The organism is Nostoc sp. C96 (assembly GCF_059384975.1).
The window spans coordinates 621779-637896 of the sequence record NZ_CM182020.1 but is presented as its reverse complement, the minus strand read 5'-3'; the positions used below and the strand labels follow the sequence as shown (position 1 = coordinate 637896).

The 16118-nt window shown below is 39.9% G+C and carries 18 protein-coding genes and 1 pseudogene; 9 read left to right on the top strand and 10 right to left on the bottom strand.

What is annotated here, in order from left to right; translation table 11 throughout:
- Positions 1-142 precede the first annotated feature (142 nt).
- Positions 143-403: a hypothetical protein gene (locus AC504W_RS02785; RefSeq protein WP_494876125.1), complete on the bottom strand. Its 261-nt coding sequence runs from the start codon at positions 401-403 to the stop codon at positions 143-145.
- Between the two features lie 184 nt (positions 404-587).
- Between AC504W_RS02785 and AC504W_RS02780 the strand changes: the two genes are divergently transcribed.
- Entirely contained in the window at positions 588-944 is a 357-nt protein-coding gene (locus AC504W_RS02780; protein WP_494876123.1) for a Rieske (2Fe-2S) protein, read from the top strand.
- Positions 945-997: 53 nt separating this feature from the next.
- On the opposite strand, the gene AC504W_RS02775 is transcribed toward AC504W_RS02780, so the two are convergent.
- The 6 genes from AC504W_RS02775 to AC504W_RS02750 all read right to left on the bottom strand — a co-directional run bounded on the left by AC504W_RS02775 (position 998) and on the right by AC504W_RS02750 (position 5917).
- Positions 998-1579: a CPBP family intramembrane glutamic endopeptidase gene (locus AC504W_RS02775; protein WP_096584089.1), complete on the bottom strand. Its 582-nt coding sequence runs from the start codon at positions 1577-1579 to the stop codon at positions 998-1000.
- A 241-nt stretch (positions 1580-1820) separates the two neighbouring features.
- Positions 1821-2858, bottom strand: coding sequence for a DUF3326 domain-containing protein (locus tag AC504W_RS02770; protein ID WP_494878541.1), 1038 nt, complete (start codon positions 2856-2858; stop codon positions 1821-1823).
- A 139-nt stretch (positions 2859-2997) separates the two neighbouring features.
- Positions 2998-3183, bottom strand: coding sequence for a DUF8621 family protein (locus tag AC504W_RS02765; protein WP_494876120.1), 186 nt, complete (start codon positions 3181-3183; stop codon positions 2998-3000).
- Between the two features lie 115 nt (positions 3184-3298).
- Positions 3299-3616 (bottom strand): 2Fe-2S iron-sulfur cluster-binding protein, encoded by a 318-nt coding sequence (locus tag AC504W_RS02760; RefSeq protein ID WP_494876118.1) that lies wholly within the window; start codon positions 3614-3616, stop codon positions 3299-3301.
- Between the two features lie 129 nt (positions 3617-3745).
- A complete protein-coding gene (locus tag AC504W_RS02755; RefSeq protein WP_494876117.1) occupies positions 3746-4456 on the bottom strand; it encodes a Uma2 family endonuclease in 711 nt (236 codons plus the stop codon).
- 405 nt (positions 4457-4861) lie between these two features.
- Positions 4862-5917 carry a hemerythrin domain-containing protein gene (locus AC504W_RS02750; RefSeq protein ID WP_494876116.1) on the bottom strand — a complete coding sequence of 352 codons (1056 nt, stop codon included), beginning with the start codon at positions 5915-5917 and terminating at the stop codon, positions 4862-4864.
- Positions 5918-6172: 255 nt separating this feature from the next.
- Between AC504W_RS02750 and AC504W_RS02745 the strand changes: the two genes are divergently transcribed.
- The 3 genes from AC504W_RS02745 (at position 6173) to AC504W_RS02735 (ending at position 8020) form a co-directional block, all read left to right on the top strand.
- Positions 6173-6913: an LmeA family phospholipid-binding protein gene (locus AC504W_RS02745; protein ID WP_494876115.1), complete on the top strand. Its 741-nt coding sequence runs from the start codon at positions 6173-6175 to the stop codon at positions 6911-6913.
- Between the two features lie 27 nt (positions 6914-6940).
- Positions 6941-7489, top strand: coding sequence for a DUF2231 domain-containing protein (locus AC504W_RS02740; RefSeq protein WP_096585738.1), 549 nt, complete (start codon positions 6941-6943; stop codon positions 7487-7489).
- 300 nt (positions 7490-7789) lie between these two features.
- The gene (locus AC504W_RS02735; protein ID WP_494876114.1) at positions 7790-8020 is read left to right on the top strand and encodes a DUF167 domain-containing protein; all 231 of its coding nucleotides are present in this window, start codon (positions 7790-7792) and stop codon (positions 8018-8020) included.
- A gap of 59 nt (positions 8021-8079) precedes the next feature.
- On the opposite strand, the gene AC504W_RS02730 is transcribed toward AC504W_RS02735, so the two are convergent.
- Complete coding sequence (locus AC504W_RS02730) at positions 8080-9009, bottom strand: lysylphosphatidylglycerol synthase transmembrane domain-containing protein (RefSeq protein ID WP_494878539.1); 930 nt, start codon at positions 9007-9009, stop codon at positions 8080-8082.
- Between the two features lie 537 nt (positions 9010-9546).
- On the opposite strand from AC504W_RS02730, the gene AC504W_RS02725 reads away from it, so the two are divergent.
- Together AC504W_RS02725 and AC504W_RS02720 are read left to right on the top strand one after the other, a co-directional pair.
- On the top strand, positions 9547-10086 hold the full coding sequence (locus AC504W_RS02725) for a DUF6658 family protein (RefSeq protein ID WP_494876112.1): 540 nt from the start codon (positions 9547-9549) through the stop codon (positions 10084-10086).
- Positions 10087-10184: 98 nt separating this feature from the next.
- Positions 10185-10782 (top strand): annotated as a pseudogene (locus tag AC504W_RS02720) (DUF6658 family protein).
- Positions 10783-10855: 73 nt separating this feature from the next.
- On the opposite strand, the gene larC reads toward AC504W_RS02720, so the two are convergent.
- The gene (gene larC / locus AC504W_RS02715) at positions 10856-12136 is read right to left on the bottom strand and encodes a nickel pincer cofactor biosynthesis protein LarC (RefSeq protein WP_494876109.1); all 1281 of its coding nucleotides are present in this window, start codon (positions 12134-12136) and stop codon (positions 10856-10858) included.
- A gap of 85 nt (positions 12137-12221) precedes the next feature.
- Here larC and AC504W_RS02710 point away from each other — a divergent pair, with 85 nt between their 5' ends.
- The 3 genes from AC504W_RS02710 to AC504W_RS02700 all read left to right on the top strand — a co-directional run bounded on the left by AC504W_RS02710 (position 12222) and on the right by AC504W_RS02700 (position 15183).
- Positions 12222-12881 (top strand): L-threonylcarbamoyladenylate synthase, encoded by a 660-nt coding sequence (locus tag AC504W_RS02710; RefSeq protein WP_494876107.1) that lies wholly within the window; start codon positions 12222-12224, stop codon positions 12879-12881.
- Between the two features lie 372 nt (positions 12882-13253).
- Positions 13254-14471, top strand: coding sequence for a HetZ-related protein (locus AC504W_RS02705; RefSeq protein ID WP_494876105.1), 1218 nt, complete (start codon positions 13254-13256; stop codon positions 14469-14471).
- Positions 14472-14706: 235 nt separating this feature from the next.
- Entirely contained in the window at positions 14707-15183 is a 477-nt protein-coding gene (locus AC504W_RS02700) for a PD-(D/E)XK nuclease superfamily protein (RefSeq protein ID WP_494876104.1), read from the top strand.
- Here the strand turns inward: AC504W_RS02700 and AC504W_RS02695 are convergent.
- The gene (locus AC504W_RS02695; RefSeq protein ID WP_494876103.1) at positions 15180-16013 is read right to left on the bottom strand and encodes a DNA adenine methylase; all 834 of its coding nucleotides are present in this window, start codon (positions 16011-16013) and stop codon (positions 15180-15182) included. The genes AC504W_RS02700 and AC504W_RS02695 overlap by 4 nt on opposite strands.
- Between the last annotated feature and the right edge of the window lie 105 nt (positions 16014-16118).

The following is a 16118-nucleotide window of genomic DNA, read 5'->3' as shown; positions in this document are numbered from 1 at the left end:
GACACAAAAACACTCTGAAACTCTTATTTCTCCGTGTTCTTGATGGTTCGATGGTTGCTTACCCGTGCGTCAGTTCTGATTAAATAATAAGGTGGGTAAAGTTTTGCCCACCCTAAAAGATAATGCTGATCATTTTAGTCAATCAAGCATGAAGATTAACTTGTTCTTGTAACCAAGAATCTACAGGTTGTCCATCTTTACGCCGCAATTCAATTTCAATAGAGATGACTTCTTTAGAACCAGGAGGCGCAGGTTTTTGGTGGAAAATAATATCGTAGTCTAATGGGTTTTGATTACGTTCTTTTAACCATTCCTGGACTTTAGTTGTGGCGAAAAATGATTGTCCTTGGTCAAACATCCGAGTAATTTGCATTTGTAGGGTGTAGGGATTTAGGCGACCCATTTTTTAGCACCTTTGTAAAGTAATTTAAAGTTAAGACATTGCCTACTCTATGTTATATCGATGGTTAGATAACAAGGGTTTAATTAGGCAAGCGCACTATATTGACAATCATAATTGCAACAATACGCATTGGGGTAACAAATGCGAGAAACTGAAAACAGATCCATTAATGAAGGAGAACGCAATGGGCTGGACTAAAGTTCTGGCGGCTGATGCACTAGCCCCTGGTGCTAGAGAAGTTGTGAATGTTGGCAAGCGGAAAATTCTCGTGTTAAATCACGAAAATCAACTATATGCGGTAGATAATGCCTGTCCTCACTTAAAATTACCTTTAAAGAATGGCAAAATTGAAGATGGGGCAATTGTTTGTCCTATTCACCGCAGTGCCTTTAATCTCAGTAACGGGCAAGTTAATAATTGGTGTCCTTGGCCACCCGGAGTAGGTAAAGTATTGTCATTAATTTCGCAAGAAAAAACACTGCCCGTTTTTCCTGTGCGGGTGGAAGAAGGTAGTATTTGGATTGATTTAGCCGATAACTAAATTGACATTTCAATTGCATTAATTGGGCGGGCATCTTGCCTACCCTACAAAATCTAATGTTGCTGGATTTTCCAAAAATAACTGGAAACCCAATTTGTCATAATATGGGCAACAATCGGCACTAACAAATTTCCACTCAACAGGGCGCTATATCCCAAAATCAACCCAATCACTGTTGCCCACATTACGTAAGGCCATTGTTGGGAACCACTGAGGTGTAAAACTCCAAAGCACAGGCTAGATACAATCACTGCTACATGGTCTAAGCCTAAAGCTGGCAGCATTACACCTCGAAATAATAATTCTTCGCTTAATCCTGGTAGTAAACCCAGCCAAATTAAATCCGGCCAGGCTAAAGGTCTTAATACTAGTTCTAGATAATAGTCTGCACTTTGACGATAGGCTGGCCACAACCGATAAGCTAAACCACTCAAGCTGGTGATTATCAGTCCTACACCCAGCCCCCAAAGAAAATCTATTTCGTGCCATTCCCACTTAAATAGGAAAACATTACCAAAGCGCAGCCAGACTTTAGCAACTGTCCACAGCAGGATGGCAGTTACCGCCATTGCTACTAAAACCTGGATACGTGTCAGGTAAGGAATTTCTGGATCTTGTTTTTGTTGTTCTACCACAGGAAAGTTATGAAGTATGAAGTATGAAGTATGTAGACGCGCAACGGTGAAGGAGTGCGTTAGGCGGGTTCCGCGACTTGTACCCCTATGGGGAAGCAAGCTACGCGTAGCGTCTCCGATTAGGAGAAGCAACTGCTATTAGCGCACCCGTTAGCGAAGCGGTAGCGACGAAGGAGCGTCAGGGCTTGCCGCAGGATAGTAGGAAATTTTATCCTTTATCCGTCTGCCTGTTGACCATTGACTATTGACCAAGAATCAAAGTATCTGGATTGATGCCTGCTTTGAGGGCTACCAATACACCTACTGCTTCTAAATACGAGTTTACCTGTATGGATTTGATTCCCAACGGTTGGGCAGGAACTTGTATTTGAGTTTGATTATCTTTGACGGTAATTATTGAGCATCGGCTTTGACTTAAACTTAGTAAAGCGCTGCTACCGCAAGCGTTTGCCGGTACGATCGCAACATCTATTTGATCAGCCCAAATATCTGCTGGATGAGATGTAAATAATTGTTTCTCGACGATAAATTGGGGGGCGCGACTTAAGCCTACAAGTACGCTTGGTAAAAAAGTATAGCCTAATTCTTCGGCGGCGGAACGCGGAGATAAATCGGGATAAGGCGGGGCGCTGGCGAGGGCTGGTGAATGGGCGCAAGGAATTTGCAAGTTTCGCACTAGTAAATGGCTAATTACTGCTTCTGCACCTGCTAACGGGTCTACGCCTTTACCTTGGCGATAGTTCTGCACAGCATCTTCATCCATATCATCAGGGAAACGGGCGACAACCGCGATCGCCTCTGCCCCTATTTTATTGATTAATATCTCTGCTGCCCTAAGTAAACTATCGGGGTTGCCGATGGTTCCCCAACTTGCCCCTGATGTGGAAGTACGTAATTCTACATTTAACGGGGCATCAGTAACTACATAATCTGTGATGGTTAATCCGAGAGTTGCCCTCGCTGCGTCAACAGCTTGCAGGTGTCGTAGCTGCAACTCTGGTTCAATGCCTTGGTCTAAAAGCAAACCTATTTTATTATTGCGGACTGGTCGTAATCCCCAACATCCAGATGCGAATTTGTCAAGCCCAAAACCTTCCACATAGAAAGCATTGGGGATGTTCCAATACAAACTTGCGCCATTGAGGACATTGGGGTGAGTGATTAGGCGATCGCAAACCTGTGCTAATGTTCGAGCAACAGGTATAGCATCGCCAGCATACCCCCCAATCGCTGCCCCAACGCCAGTAGGTACAATCAAAATAGCGGTATAAGGACGCATTTTAAGTGCTGAGTGCTGAGTCACCGAACTTTGCTCAACGCGGGTTTCCCGCGCACGCAAGTTCTCGCTAAGTGCTGTTAGCGGTAGCGGGAGTTGAGCAGCGTACTGAGTGCTAGAAAAATCTAGCACCGTCATACACTTAAGACTCAACACTTCCTTTAGTCACAACTGCTTCCACAGCAACTTTTTGCTGTTCTTCATCTACAGATGTAATCGCCCAACGTAATGGTTCACCTTGTTTTTTTAACTCAGCTTCAATTACTTTTTGCAATTCAGTAGGAGTTTCTTGAATATCAATTTCCGCAGTAATAAAATGAGTAGTCATTGCCGTTTCTCCTGTTAATTAATTTGTTCTACAATAGCCGAATGAACTATAAGTTATGAAGTCTAAAGTATGAAATCTTATCTTTTAGACTTCATACTTCAAACTTTATACTTTATTACTGTTTACCGAATTGCAACTGATAAACAATGTCTTCTTTTTCAGTTTCAATTTTCAAGTCAGAACGGGGATAGGAGACGCAAAGTAATGCGTAACCTTGTTTTTGCAATTCTGGACTAACACCCATACCCTCGGTTTGGTCTACAGTTCCTTCGATGATTTGGGCGGCGCAAGTTGTACAAACTCCTGCATGACAAGAAGCAGGCAACTCGAAACCAGTAGTTTCAGCTACGGATAAAATAGTTTCATCTTCAGGAACTTGCAGAGTAAGAATTTTACCTTGGTGATGGAGTTCTACGGTGTAAGTATTGGACATATACTAAAAAATGAGTGCAATAGACAAACTCATTATTATATCTGAATTATTTAATATTATTGCAGATATGGTCAACCACTAAATTTTTACCTCTCACCAGAGAGCGATCGCTTAATATAATCAATAATTTTAGAGAAAATCGGGGTCAATATTTAATTCGCGCAACTTGGCAGCTAGGCGTTCCGCACGTTGCTTTTCTTCGTCTGCACGTTGCTTTTCTTTGTCTGCACGCTGTTTTTCTTGTGCTGCTAATTCTTCCGGTGTCGGCACTAATTCCCCTTGTGCCGTAAAATAGCGTAATTGATTGTTCTGCACACCCAAATATAAATCTAGCTGCTGACTCCATAACCAACCTTGGAGATTTGGTTCTATGGGTTGGTAATTTCCATCGACTAAATGAAACCCAACAAATTCTAAATTATTGGGGTCAAACCAAAAATATTCTGGTGTGCGAAATATATCTTGGTAGATTTGCTTTTTTAAGCCTTTGTCTGTGGCTTTTGTAGAAGATGACAGTAACTCAACAATAATATTGGGATATTTACCGTCTTCTTGCCAAATTACCCAACTTTTGCGAGGTTTTCTTTCGCATCCTCGCACCACAAAAAAATCAGGGCCACGAAATTCTTCTGACTTGAGTTGACGTTGGCTGTAGTAAATTGTCAGGTTCCCAGCAGCATAAAAGTCATTGCGGTTTTGCCACCACAATTCTAAACATTGTAATAACAGAATAATTTGACGTAGATGTAAATCGCTTTCCAAAGGTGGTTCGTGACTTTCAATATCTCCTGGTGGAAATATTATATCTGCTGCTGGTTCTAATTCTTGGGCGACTGACATGACTTGATTAGGGCTAAGGGTGAGACGATCGCATTCATTTGGGATTGTAGATCAATGCAAAGATGTAATTACTATCATAATCTGGTTGACCGATAGTGATTGCGATCGCTCCTCTTCAAAAACAAGCCAATGAGAGCATCTTACTTTTTTGTATGTCATTGCGAACGGTCGTGTTAGCGTCTCGCAGAAACGCGAAGCAATCCCAGGGTTTGGGATTGCTTCATTTAGCTTTGCTGCATTCGCAATGACTTTGTGTCAGCAACTATGTTTAACTACTTATTGTTAGCAGCATCAATCACTAGTACAGGTTGGCGTAAATAAACAGACCATCTGGAATTGCTAAAAGGCTTGTGGGGTCACTATTCTTTCTTTTTCCTTTTGACTTTTTACTTTTGCCTTGTTGTACTAGACATTTGCACCAGTTGCAGTTCCGCCCAATTTTTGTTGAATTTTGGCTTTAGCTGCTTTAAATTCTGTAGCTAGTTGCTCAGTTTGTTGAGTGTTCAAGTTATTACGGATTGCAGCAAACATTGTGCTTTCTTCTTGACGAACATGGTCGCCAACGATATCCATCAGATGTTTGATTCTATCTTTAAATTCAGGAGCAGAAGGACTGATAGCCTTAATTTGCTCTAAAAGCCGCTTCATTTCGGCTTGTTCATCATAAAGTTCTTGGGTATCGCCTTCGCCATAGAAAGAACGAACTCTGGGATAAACTACTTCTTCTTCAGCTTCAGCATGTGCTGTTAGATCTTTGTAAATTTGACCAAAGTATTCTTGAATTTTTTGATGATCATTGCTTTGTAGCAGTTCAGTAAATAAGATATTTACCTTGTTGTGATCCAAGCGAATAACGTCTTGGATGTTCATATCTTTTTTATCGGTACTTTGGGTAACTGCACTACCTACAGCACCGCTAAAAGCTGCGATCGCATCTTGGACTCTCGCCCAGATTCCTTGGTCTGCATCTTGTCCAGTTAGCTCACGCACACCGAGAATTTCAAGAATCCCTTTGAGTTGCTCTTGATGGGCGCGGTTTTCAAAGTTAACAGGATTGATAGGCCCAATTGCAGCCATCACATCAGCACCAACTTTTTGGGCTGCTTTGTGTACCAACAAACCACTCATAACTTGTTGATGCTTTAACAACTCGTGCTGAGATACTTTTTCGTAGAAACTCAGTTCTGAACCTTGCATCAATTGGCGAACTTTGTTTACCATTTCTTGCACAGTTTTTTTCGGCTCTTGCTGAATACCATACTGCACAATTACTGTTTCGATGATGCCCAGATTTTTCCGATCATCTTCGAGGAAGTCTCGAATCCGATCTGAGATTTCACTATCTGTAGCTTCTCTCAAAAATAGCTCTTCATTCTCAATAAGCAACTGTTGAACTAATTTAATACTAGCCAATTTAGTGGCAATAGCATTGCGTTTTGTATCATCTAAAGTAGATACCATTCTCAAGTTCTCCTCAAAAATTAATCGGATTATTACTAATCAAAGCTTGTCATAGGAGTTAATCATCTTTCCTCTTTCTTTTGAGCGATTAATTGCGTCACTCTAGATAGAAAACAAATTTTTTAAACATAAGAAAAGCTGATTATACTTTTGGATATACACAGATAAAATTTTGACTCCATCGTTAGGTAGATAATTTTTCGACATTATTTTTCTAAATTGTCCAAAGAGAGTCAAACACGAGATGAGAATGTAATGTCAGAAAGCCCTGGGATAGGAGAGCAAGCACTAAATAAAGCCGCAGAAATAGGATTATCTAGCCAGTTAGATGAAGTAGAAAATCTAGATGTCAACATCAAAACTGATCCGCTGAAAATGGTTCAGGGAGAGGTAGATGCAGTAGAAATATCAGGCGAAGGTTTGGTGATGCAAAAAGACCTCCGAATGGAGGAATTAAAAATGCAAATGGGTAATGTTGCCATCAATCCTTTGAGTGTGGCTTTTGGCAAAATTGAATTAACTAAACCTACAGAAGCTAGTGCGAGAGTTGTATTAACAGAAAATGATATCAACCGCGCTTTTAATTCAGAATATGTGCGATCGCAACTTCAAAGCCAGAAAATAGATATCAATGGGCAATTAATGAGTATAGAGCCTCAACAAGTAGACTTTCGCTTACTTGATAATCAAAAAATATGGCTCAATGCAACTATTCAATTAAAAGAAACAAGCGAAACTCAAAAAGTTGCTTTCTCTGCAATACCTAGAGTCAGTGCTAATGGACAAACTGTCTCTTTAGAGAATGTCGAGTATGGCGAAGGTGAAGAAATCTCCCCAGAATTGACAAAGGCTTTAATTGACCAAACCAGCAATATTCTGAATTTAAGTAACTTCGATTTAGAAGGTATGAGCCTGCGAGTTAAGCAACTACAAGTAGAAGCAGGTAAATTAACGCTTCAAGCAGAAGCTTATGTAGAGCAAATTCCCTCCGCTTAAACAAAGGATACTAAATTTATGGAAACTATGGATACTTCAGAAACAACATCGGCTTCTACTCCTTTTCCCAATATCCCACCGATTATTGAAAGTGATGATAGAGAATATCGTGATACTGGCGTACCTAGTACAGTAGCGATCGCCGGACATCCATTACACCCTTTAAGCGTCATTTTCCCCATAGCTTTTTTAGCCGCAGCATTAGGAAGCGACTTTGGCTATTGGTTAACTCGTGATTTCTTCTGGGCGCGGGCTTCTTTATGGTTAATTGGCCTTGGGCTGGTTGGCGGTTTAATTGCAGCTGCGATCGGGATGAGTGATTTTTTGAAGATTGAGCGAGTCCGTAAGCGCAAAGCTGGCTGGGCGCACATGATTCTCAATGTTTCTATCCTAGTTTTAACGCTGTTGAACTTTATTTTGCGTTGGGGCGATGCAGAAGCACGCATCTTACCTTGGGGATTATTAATATCTTTGGTAGTTGGGACACTAACTAGCGTGTCTGGATGGTTTGGTGCAGAACTTTCTTATCGCCACAAAATAGGTGTAGTGGGGGCTGGTAGTAAAAGGTACCCATAACTTTATTTGAGATTTGAAAGCTAGAATCTTTTTTAGTCTCTAGCTTTTAGAAAATCTGCCATAGCCGTCACTCAAAAATCTTCATCATCTCTCTTTGCTCATCGTTTATAGCGATGGGCTTTTTATCGTCAGTTGTATACTAAAATTTCTCCGCTTTGGTATGTGGTAATATTCAAGGCTATGTAAGCTACATTGATAAATAGATTGTTGCTTGGCATTACTTTTTTTTGCTAGGATTTCGTTCATTATGTGTTGAGATTTATTGTTGGTTGTGGCGACGAAAATTAAAGGAAATAGGCAATGCAAAAAAGAGTGAAAGTCAAACCTAATTCAAAACAACAAAAAATTGAAGAACAAGCAGATGGTAGTTTAACTGTCAATTTGAAATCGCCTCCAGTTGATGGTAAAGCGAATGAAGAGTTAATTAAATTATTGGCTGATAAATTTGACGTGCCGAAGTCTTATGTCACTATTAAATCGGGTTTATCGTCTCGGCAAAAATTGATTGAAATTAGCACAGATATTGAGTAGTAATATTATTTTTATAGAGAATCAGTTATTGGCTTTTCTATGTAAGCAGCTACGCTATTTCACCGATGAATATTAACCAGACGTTCATCTAGCCAAGCTAAAGCTGCGCCAGAGGTTTCAGCCAAAATACTGATGAGACGATATAGTGCGATCGCACTGATCACTACAGCTGAAGGAAAGCGGTGCTGTAAAAGTGCGATCGCCGTGGCTTCAAATACACCTAATCCTCCTGGCGCACCTGGAACTACCAGCCCTAATAGCCAAGCAAAACTAAAAGCCCCAACTAACAAAGGCATTTGGCTGAGATTCACAGGGTAAATGGCATATATAGTTAAGATAAACCCTAAACTCCGCAATCCTAAAAATCCGAATTCGCCTAATAAGGGACGGATGGGATAGCGTTCGAGATTGATTGCGACTTGTGGCTGAGTCTTATTAGCCGATTTTTTGTTTTTCAACCTGTGTAAAAAACGAATTACCGGGTTTAAAAACCAAGGATGTACGCCACAAAGTATAAAAATTAAAACTAAAAATTGGCATATTATTACTGCTAAATTAGTCTGAGTTGCCGCAAATTGATTACCTAATAAAACAACAATTATTAAAGCGGCTGCGGCCATGAGTAGCGGTTCTAGTAACACACTTAATGTTGCTGCACCCGCAGAGATATTGGCATTTTTAGCTGCGACAATTCGCCCATAATAATGCCAAACATTACCCGGTAGATACTTGGCGATGTTAGTTTTTAAGTAGACCTGAATGAATTGAACAGATGGTATGGATTGATTTAAATCGCGCAAAACCCAAGTCCAGATCCAGCCAGCCCACGTATGTGCTAATAATGTTACACCTGTGGCGATCGCCAAAATTGCCCATCCGGCTGCATCAATTTTGAGATTTGTCACCCCAACCCAATTATCCTTGAGGGCTTTGGCGACAAAAAATAGCGTTCCCCCCAAAATTATCCAGCGTAAAAATTGCTTCATCACTTTGGTCATTTAATAGCTTTAGCACCAAACCTTGAATATCTTAAATCTTATGGTACATCAGCAACATCCCAAAAAATTTACAAACTCACGCTTCAGTTCTGCTTAAAACATAAGTAATTCTTGTGACAAATTATTTGTAATTCCACTTAGATAAAAAAAATATTTGGAAGAATTGATTTAATTTCAACTTTATTAATATTAATTTAAAGTGGGATTTTTATATTAATTTGCATACTTTCAAATCCATCTTAAGTATGAAATAAAATAAGTTTTAGTAATTTTTAATTTTGATGCAGTTTTTATAGTTATTTCCATGATTAAAAAGCTGAAATATCAATATTGTCTAACTTGAGAGAGATAAAAATAGCATATTTTTAGTGAAAATAATGTAGCTTAAGCCAGATGTAAAGTTATTTTTTTTTGAATTACATTAGAGACTGTTGGTTCAATAATAATCAACTATAACAAGGAAATGAGCTTACTTAATTTAATTAATTATAAGCTAAAAAACTTGTTTATGGTTGAAAGGAGGTCTCAGTGAAAAAAATCACAGCTTTATTGAAAAAACTACGATTGCAGCAAATTGTAACTGTATTTCTTGCAGGTTTATTGTTGATAGTTAGCACTGCTTGTTCAAGTGGAGATGTTACAGGTGCCAATCCTCAAAATCCTGCTGTACAAGCTGGAGGCGCAAACAATCCTTATAAAAATGGTGGAGATAAATATACTAGAAACCCTTCCAGCAATTCTCAAAAGATAGGCAATCAAGCTAACTTACCTTCTGGCTTATTAATTGCTACAAATCAAGAATCAGAAATACTCTACCCTGGTGCAGAAACACCCCAAGGCAGAGTAGAGAAAGAAAAAGAATTACCAATCATTACAAAGGAAAATTTTAAAACATCCTCTGAACCCGGAAGTTTAATTCAAAACGAATCAGATTTAGGAAATAGGGTTCAAGACCGCCTCGAAACTGTCAAAGAACAATTTGAAGATGCTACCAGCTTTGTCAAAGATAAAGCAGCAGAAGCAAGTGCTAGACCAGAGTTACAAAAGAATCCGGCAGTAGGTAGATAGAACTTTTGATTTGTTCTCACATTGGAGACGACAATTTGAAGCTAAATTTCATCTCCATCAATTTGGAACTTACTTACATAAATTCAAGGAGCTAAAACATGAAAAAAGTTATTGATTGGGTAAAAAATATTCGCCCTTTGAAAGTTTTAAGCGTTTTCTTGGCAGGTATGTTTCTCATCCTGACACAAGCTTGTAACAGACCAACTATTGCAGGATCAACCACCACAACCGGGTGCTGAATCAGGTTATGCCCAGCCTGGTGCTGAATCAGCTTATACTAAACGTCAAGACCCCACTAAACAGTACAACCTTAATACTCCTGAAGGTGGGATGAATAACTTTAGTGATGTAGATCCTAGAGCTAAAAATTTTGAAAAATCTGCTAGAAACAGAGCCGAAGATTTGAGCAGAAATGCCGAAAGAAACATTGATCAAAAAGGCATTGAAAGTCCACAGGATTATGCTCGGAATTATCGCCAAGGTACACCTTTTCCTGAAAGAGTGAAAAACTTAGGTGAAGACATTGGTAGTTCTGCTCAAGAAACAGCGGAAGGTGTTGCCAAAGGGGCAAAACGCGGTGTTGAAAACCTCAAAGACAATACCAGTAATGCGGCTCAAGACTTGGGTAAAAATGCCCGTCGTGCAGGTGAAGATGCAGGCGACGCTGTAAACCGGTCATTAAGAAATATTGACTAAATTTTAGTCAATTCAAAGTAGGGAACACAAAATATAGGAGTCAGAATTTAAAATTATTCTGACTCTTTTCTTGTTAATTGTTTGATGAATACCAACTCTCAAGAGCAAGCCGATGAATTTCCCGCCAAGGCAGATTGTGTTGTCGAGCTAATTTGGCACAATCTTCATATTCTGGCTGCACATTAGTAATAAATTTATCTTGTAATTCTCCTTGCCATGCAACTTTGATACGTACATTGCCATATTTTGTTTCTACTTGTTGAATTTCTCGTTGCAGGATGGCGCGTTGTTGGGTAGTGCGACGAATACCCAAAGTGCTAGTTTCACGGAATAAAATTGCTTCGCAATTCAGTAAATTATCAGGATGACAGATAACTGTTAATAAGATACCTGGACGGGACTTTTTCATACCTATGGGTTGGGTGAAGACATCCACTGCACCAGCGGCAAATAGCGCTGCAAATACATAGCCAACCGCTTGAGGATTTAAGTCATCAATTTGAGTTTCGAGTACGGAGATGGTTTCTAAAATTGGGCTGATTTGTTGTGAATGGGCGACATCTGCCTGTAGGCTGGTGCTTTCACCCAGCCACAGGCGTAGTATATTGGGAATAGGAAGATTAATCGTTCCCGCACCCAATCCCACTTGTTTAATCGTCATTGATGGCGGATTCCCAAATTCTCTGACTAGTGTAGTGGCGATCGCACCTCCCGTTGGTGTTACCAGTTCCTTTTCAATGCCGTTACTATAAACCGGACAACTCCTCATTTCCCATAATTTCAACACTGCTGGCACTGGTACCGCCATTTGACCGTGTGCAGCCCGCACCGTACCGCCCCCTGTGGGCAATGCCGAGCAGTAAACTAAGGGGAATCCTGTGCGATCGCTCTCAATCCCCAACCAATCTAAACCTAAACAAGTGCCGACAATATCCACAATCGCATCCACGGCACCCACTTCATGGAAATGTACTTTCTCAGGTGCAATCCCATGCACTGCACCTTCGGCTACGGCTAATTGTTGGAATACTGCTAAACTCCAAGCTTCGGCTCGTGGTGGCAACTTTGCCTGAAGAATCATTTGCTCGATTTCTGGCAGATGACGGCCGTGATGGTGACTATGTTCGTGGTCATGGTCATGGTGATGCTTCTCTAGTAAATCCACATATACCTTAGTTGCCTGTTGACCATTTTTTTGGACAAATTCTGCCCGTAAATGGTACTCCTGGGAAATTCCTAAGTCATTTAATTTTGTACTTAAATACTCCACAGGCACACCCAAACTGACTAAGGCTCCCAGGCACATATCACCAGAAATTCCCGTCGGGCATTGAAGATAAGCTATTTTACTCATATAGGTTAATCAATGGTCATTTGTTCTTAGTTATTGTCTCCCTAGCTCCCTGCCCCCTGCTCCATTTCCCAAAATACCGTGTTCTATGGCAAAAATTCTCACAGTGCATCCGGATAATCCCCAAAGCCGCCGAATAGAAGAAATAAAGTCGGCGCTATCTCAAGGCGCGGTCATGCTTTACCCAACTGATACGGTCTATGCGATCGGTTGTGATTTAAATGCCAAGTCGGCGGTGGAACGAGTGAGGAAAATCAAGCAGTTAGCGAATGATAAACCATTAACATTTTTGTGTCCTTCATTGTCAAATGTAGCGACTTATGCGTTTGTCAGCGATACGGCTTATCGATTGATGAAGCGGCTAATTCCCGGCCCTTACACATTTTTGCTACCTGCAACTAAGTTAGTCCCCCGACTAGTGCAAAATCCCAAGCGAAAAACTACAGGTATTCGCGTACCGAATCATACTGTATGCCTAGCCTTGCTCGAAGCTTTAGAAACCCCGATTATTTCCACTTCGGCACATTTGCCAAGCAATGAGGCCGATGATGGGAAATTTAGCTCAGATCTTAAACCTCAGCTATCAAGGGTAGAGCTATTTGATTATCTGGATAACTTAGTAGATGTGATTGTAGACACGGGTGAAGAGCCAACATATCAGGTATCGACAATTTTGGACTTAACAGGAGATGAAGCAGTAATTACGAGACGGGGGTTAGGTTGGGAAGCAGTCGCCGCATGGGTTTAAACAGCGTACTTCACAAGCTGAAACTTCTGTTTCGGAAACGAGTATTCAAAATGCTCCAGTTTGGCGATTGTCATACTGAATCATGGCAGGGATTGGGTAGTCAGGATAGGAGTAAAAGTATATATAGCCAGGATTTGAACCAATTGTGTGTGTGATTAATATCTGTGTATCGCCTGCAATTTGGTTACTGTATCAAAAAGCGACACATTACTTTCACTGTAACTTTTTTAAATTTCCTACAGTCATATACATAAGCAGTGCTGGCAATGAATCTTGTATGGATCAATACTTAATAATTTTCCAGACAAGAACGTTTTCAGATGCTATCTTTGCGTTGTAGTTACGGTGCGATACCCTACCCTAGGAAAATTCATGAAAGCTAACCTTGTAAATCTACCAACCTCCACACCCAATTTTTTTGTTAGCAATGTTGCTATTGAAGAATCACCAGCTACAGATACTTTAATGCCACTGCTGTGTCAGGAAATACAGGCGCAGGTCAAAGCCAGTTCTGGATGTGTACAAGCTGTAGCACAACGCATAGCCAAAGAAGTTAGACGGATTTGTGATAAGAGTTCTCGCATCCAAACATCAGGACAAATCCAATCTTGGCAGCTAACTTTAGCAAAACATCGTCTGCACAAGTGTCTGCACTACTACCAACTTGGTTCTCGGCGGGGACGGGTAGAGTTACACAGTAGTTTGGGGGCGATGGTTTATCGCCATGTTACGCCATCTGGGGCAGAATATGGATTTGACGCTCGTTACAATTTGATTGAAGATTTTCTCCAAGCTTTTTATATTGAGGCGATTAAAGCTTTCCGGCGGGAAAATGAATTAGCTGAAGATTACCAACCCCGCACTCAGCTGCAATTAGCTGAATATATGGCATTTACAGAGCAGTATGCCAAGCGCCGCATTAATTTACCTGGTGGAAATAATCAACAATTAGTCATTCTACGCGCTCAAGGTTTTGCGCGTCGTCAGCCTCAAGAAACGGCTGTTGATATTGAAATGGCTGTAGAGTCGCCGAAAGGTGAAGATGGAGAATCTTACCAACGCAATCCCGCGGTGCAACAAATCCGTTCTAAAATGATTGCTCAAGGTCATGTTGATTTATCGGAAGAATCAGAACGCGATCGCGTGATTGCTGAATTAGTCAAATATCTAGAATCTCAAGGTCAATCTGACTGTGTTGACTACCTCAGCTTGAAGCTGCAAGACTTATCTGCACCAGAAATTGACCAAATTCTCGGTTTAACTAGCCGTCAACGCGATTATTTGCAACAACGCTTTAAATATCATGTAGAAAAGTTCTCCAAACAGCACCAATGGCAATTAGTTCATCAATGGTTGGGTGCTGGTTTAGAACAAAAATTAGGTTTGTCTTCTCAACAGTGGGAAACTTTTATTCAAGTACTTTCTCCCCAACAGCAGCAAATTTTGCAATTAAAAGCAGCAAGACATAGTGATCAAGCGATCGCTAAAGCCTTAAAATGTACTCCCAAACAATTGCAAAAACGCTGGACTCATCTACTAGAAATTGCTTGGGGAATCCGCAATGGTCACAGCGAAGTACAAACTGGTTGAGTTTTTCCGCAGAGTATCGCTGCGTTCAGCGCAAAGTAACGCGGAGTTTTATTCACCTAAATTCATCAGCGGTTAATTACTCTGAACTCAACTATTTTTCACTCTTTTTTAGTACATAAGTACCAAAAATATCCCACTTTTTTCCACTTTGAAAATTCATATTAAGTAACTGTCTATATATCTCTGCTTCCATGAAATTCTAGAATAGATGGTAAGTGTGGCGGAGGGCTTGAGAATGACTATGACTCAAGGCAAACGGGCAAATCAGGCAGGGAAGATTCTAGAAAGTAATGTAGAAGCAATATTAACTGGACATGGTTATTTTCAAGTTGGCAATCACGTCACTAAAGAATATCTTTTAACTGCTCATTTATTACCAAAACGCTATGCTAAACAAGTTTATATTGGTGCAGGAATTTATAATACTTTGTTGAAAGTTGATTTTTATGTTGTTGGCTTACCGAGCATTCCCACAGGATTAATTATTGAATGTAAATGGCAAGAAAGTGGCGGTTCTGTAGATGAAAAATTTCCTTATTTGAGTATGAATATTCAGGAATATTATCCAGCACCGGCAATTGTAGTGATTGGTGGCGAAGGTATGCGTGAAGGAGCAATTCAATGGCTCAGGCAACAAGTCAAACTAAACCATAACTTACTTGGAGTTTACAGTTTAGATAGATTTATTGCCTGGGCTAATAAAAGTTTTTAATATGAAGTAATTAATAATTCGCTAATTATGCCCCGCTTTTTAGTATTAGAATTAATTGAGCGCGATGCCGCGATCGCATAAATATTAAAGTTTATTTCCTGATATATTTGTTTAATAAATTCACAATCAGAATTGCAAACCATAACTTTGACACCACGATTTGCTAACTCTGCACACACATCGCGCAAACGTGTTTGGTCTTTTTCACCAAAAGAATTGCCATTATAACCCGTAAAATAACTAGTATTGCTGATAGGATGATAAGGTGGATCGCAAAACACAAAATCATCACAACTCTTAGCATAATTCAGCACATTCATAAAGTCTGCTTGCTTTATTTCACAAGATGAAAGGGCTTTAGATGCAGTTCTGAGTAAATCTGTTGGACAAATATTCGGATTTTTATAACTACCTAAAGGAACGTTAAATTTACCTTGGGAATTGACGCGATATAAACCGTTATAACAGGTTTTATTCAAATAAATTAACCGAGCCGCTTTCTCTAAATCATTTATGCCTGGATGAGAACGCACCTTATAATAATAATCTCGATTATGTTGAGATTTATGCTCTTCTAATAAGCTAATTAAATTTTCAACTTTATCTCTGACACAGCGATAGGTAGTAATTAGTTCAGCATTAATATCGGTTAAAACTGCCGTTGTTGGTTGCAAATGAAAGAAAACCGCACCACCACCTAAAAAGGGTTCATAGTAAGTTTGATAAAACTTAGGAAAATAAGGAAGATATTGTTGAATTAACCTACTTTTACCACCTGCCCATTTTAAAAATGGACGTGGGCAAGTTTCAGGAAGCATTTGAATAACCATTTACAGACAAGTTCACTAAAATTAAGCTAATAAATATAACAGGATATAACTGCCGACGCATATTCTATATTAGGTGAGTAATTTTCATCCGCATAGATTACAATT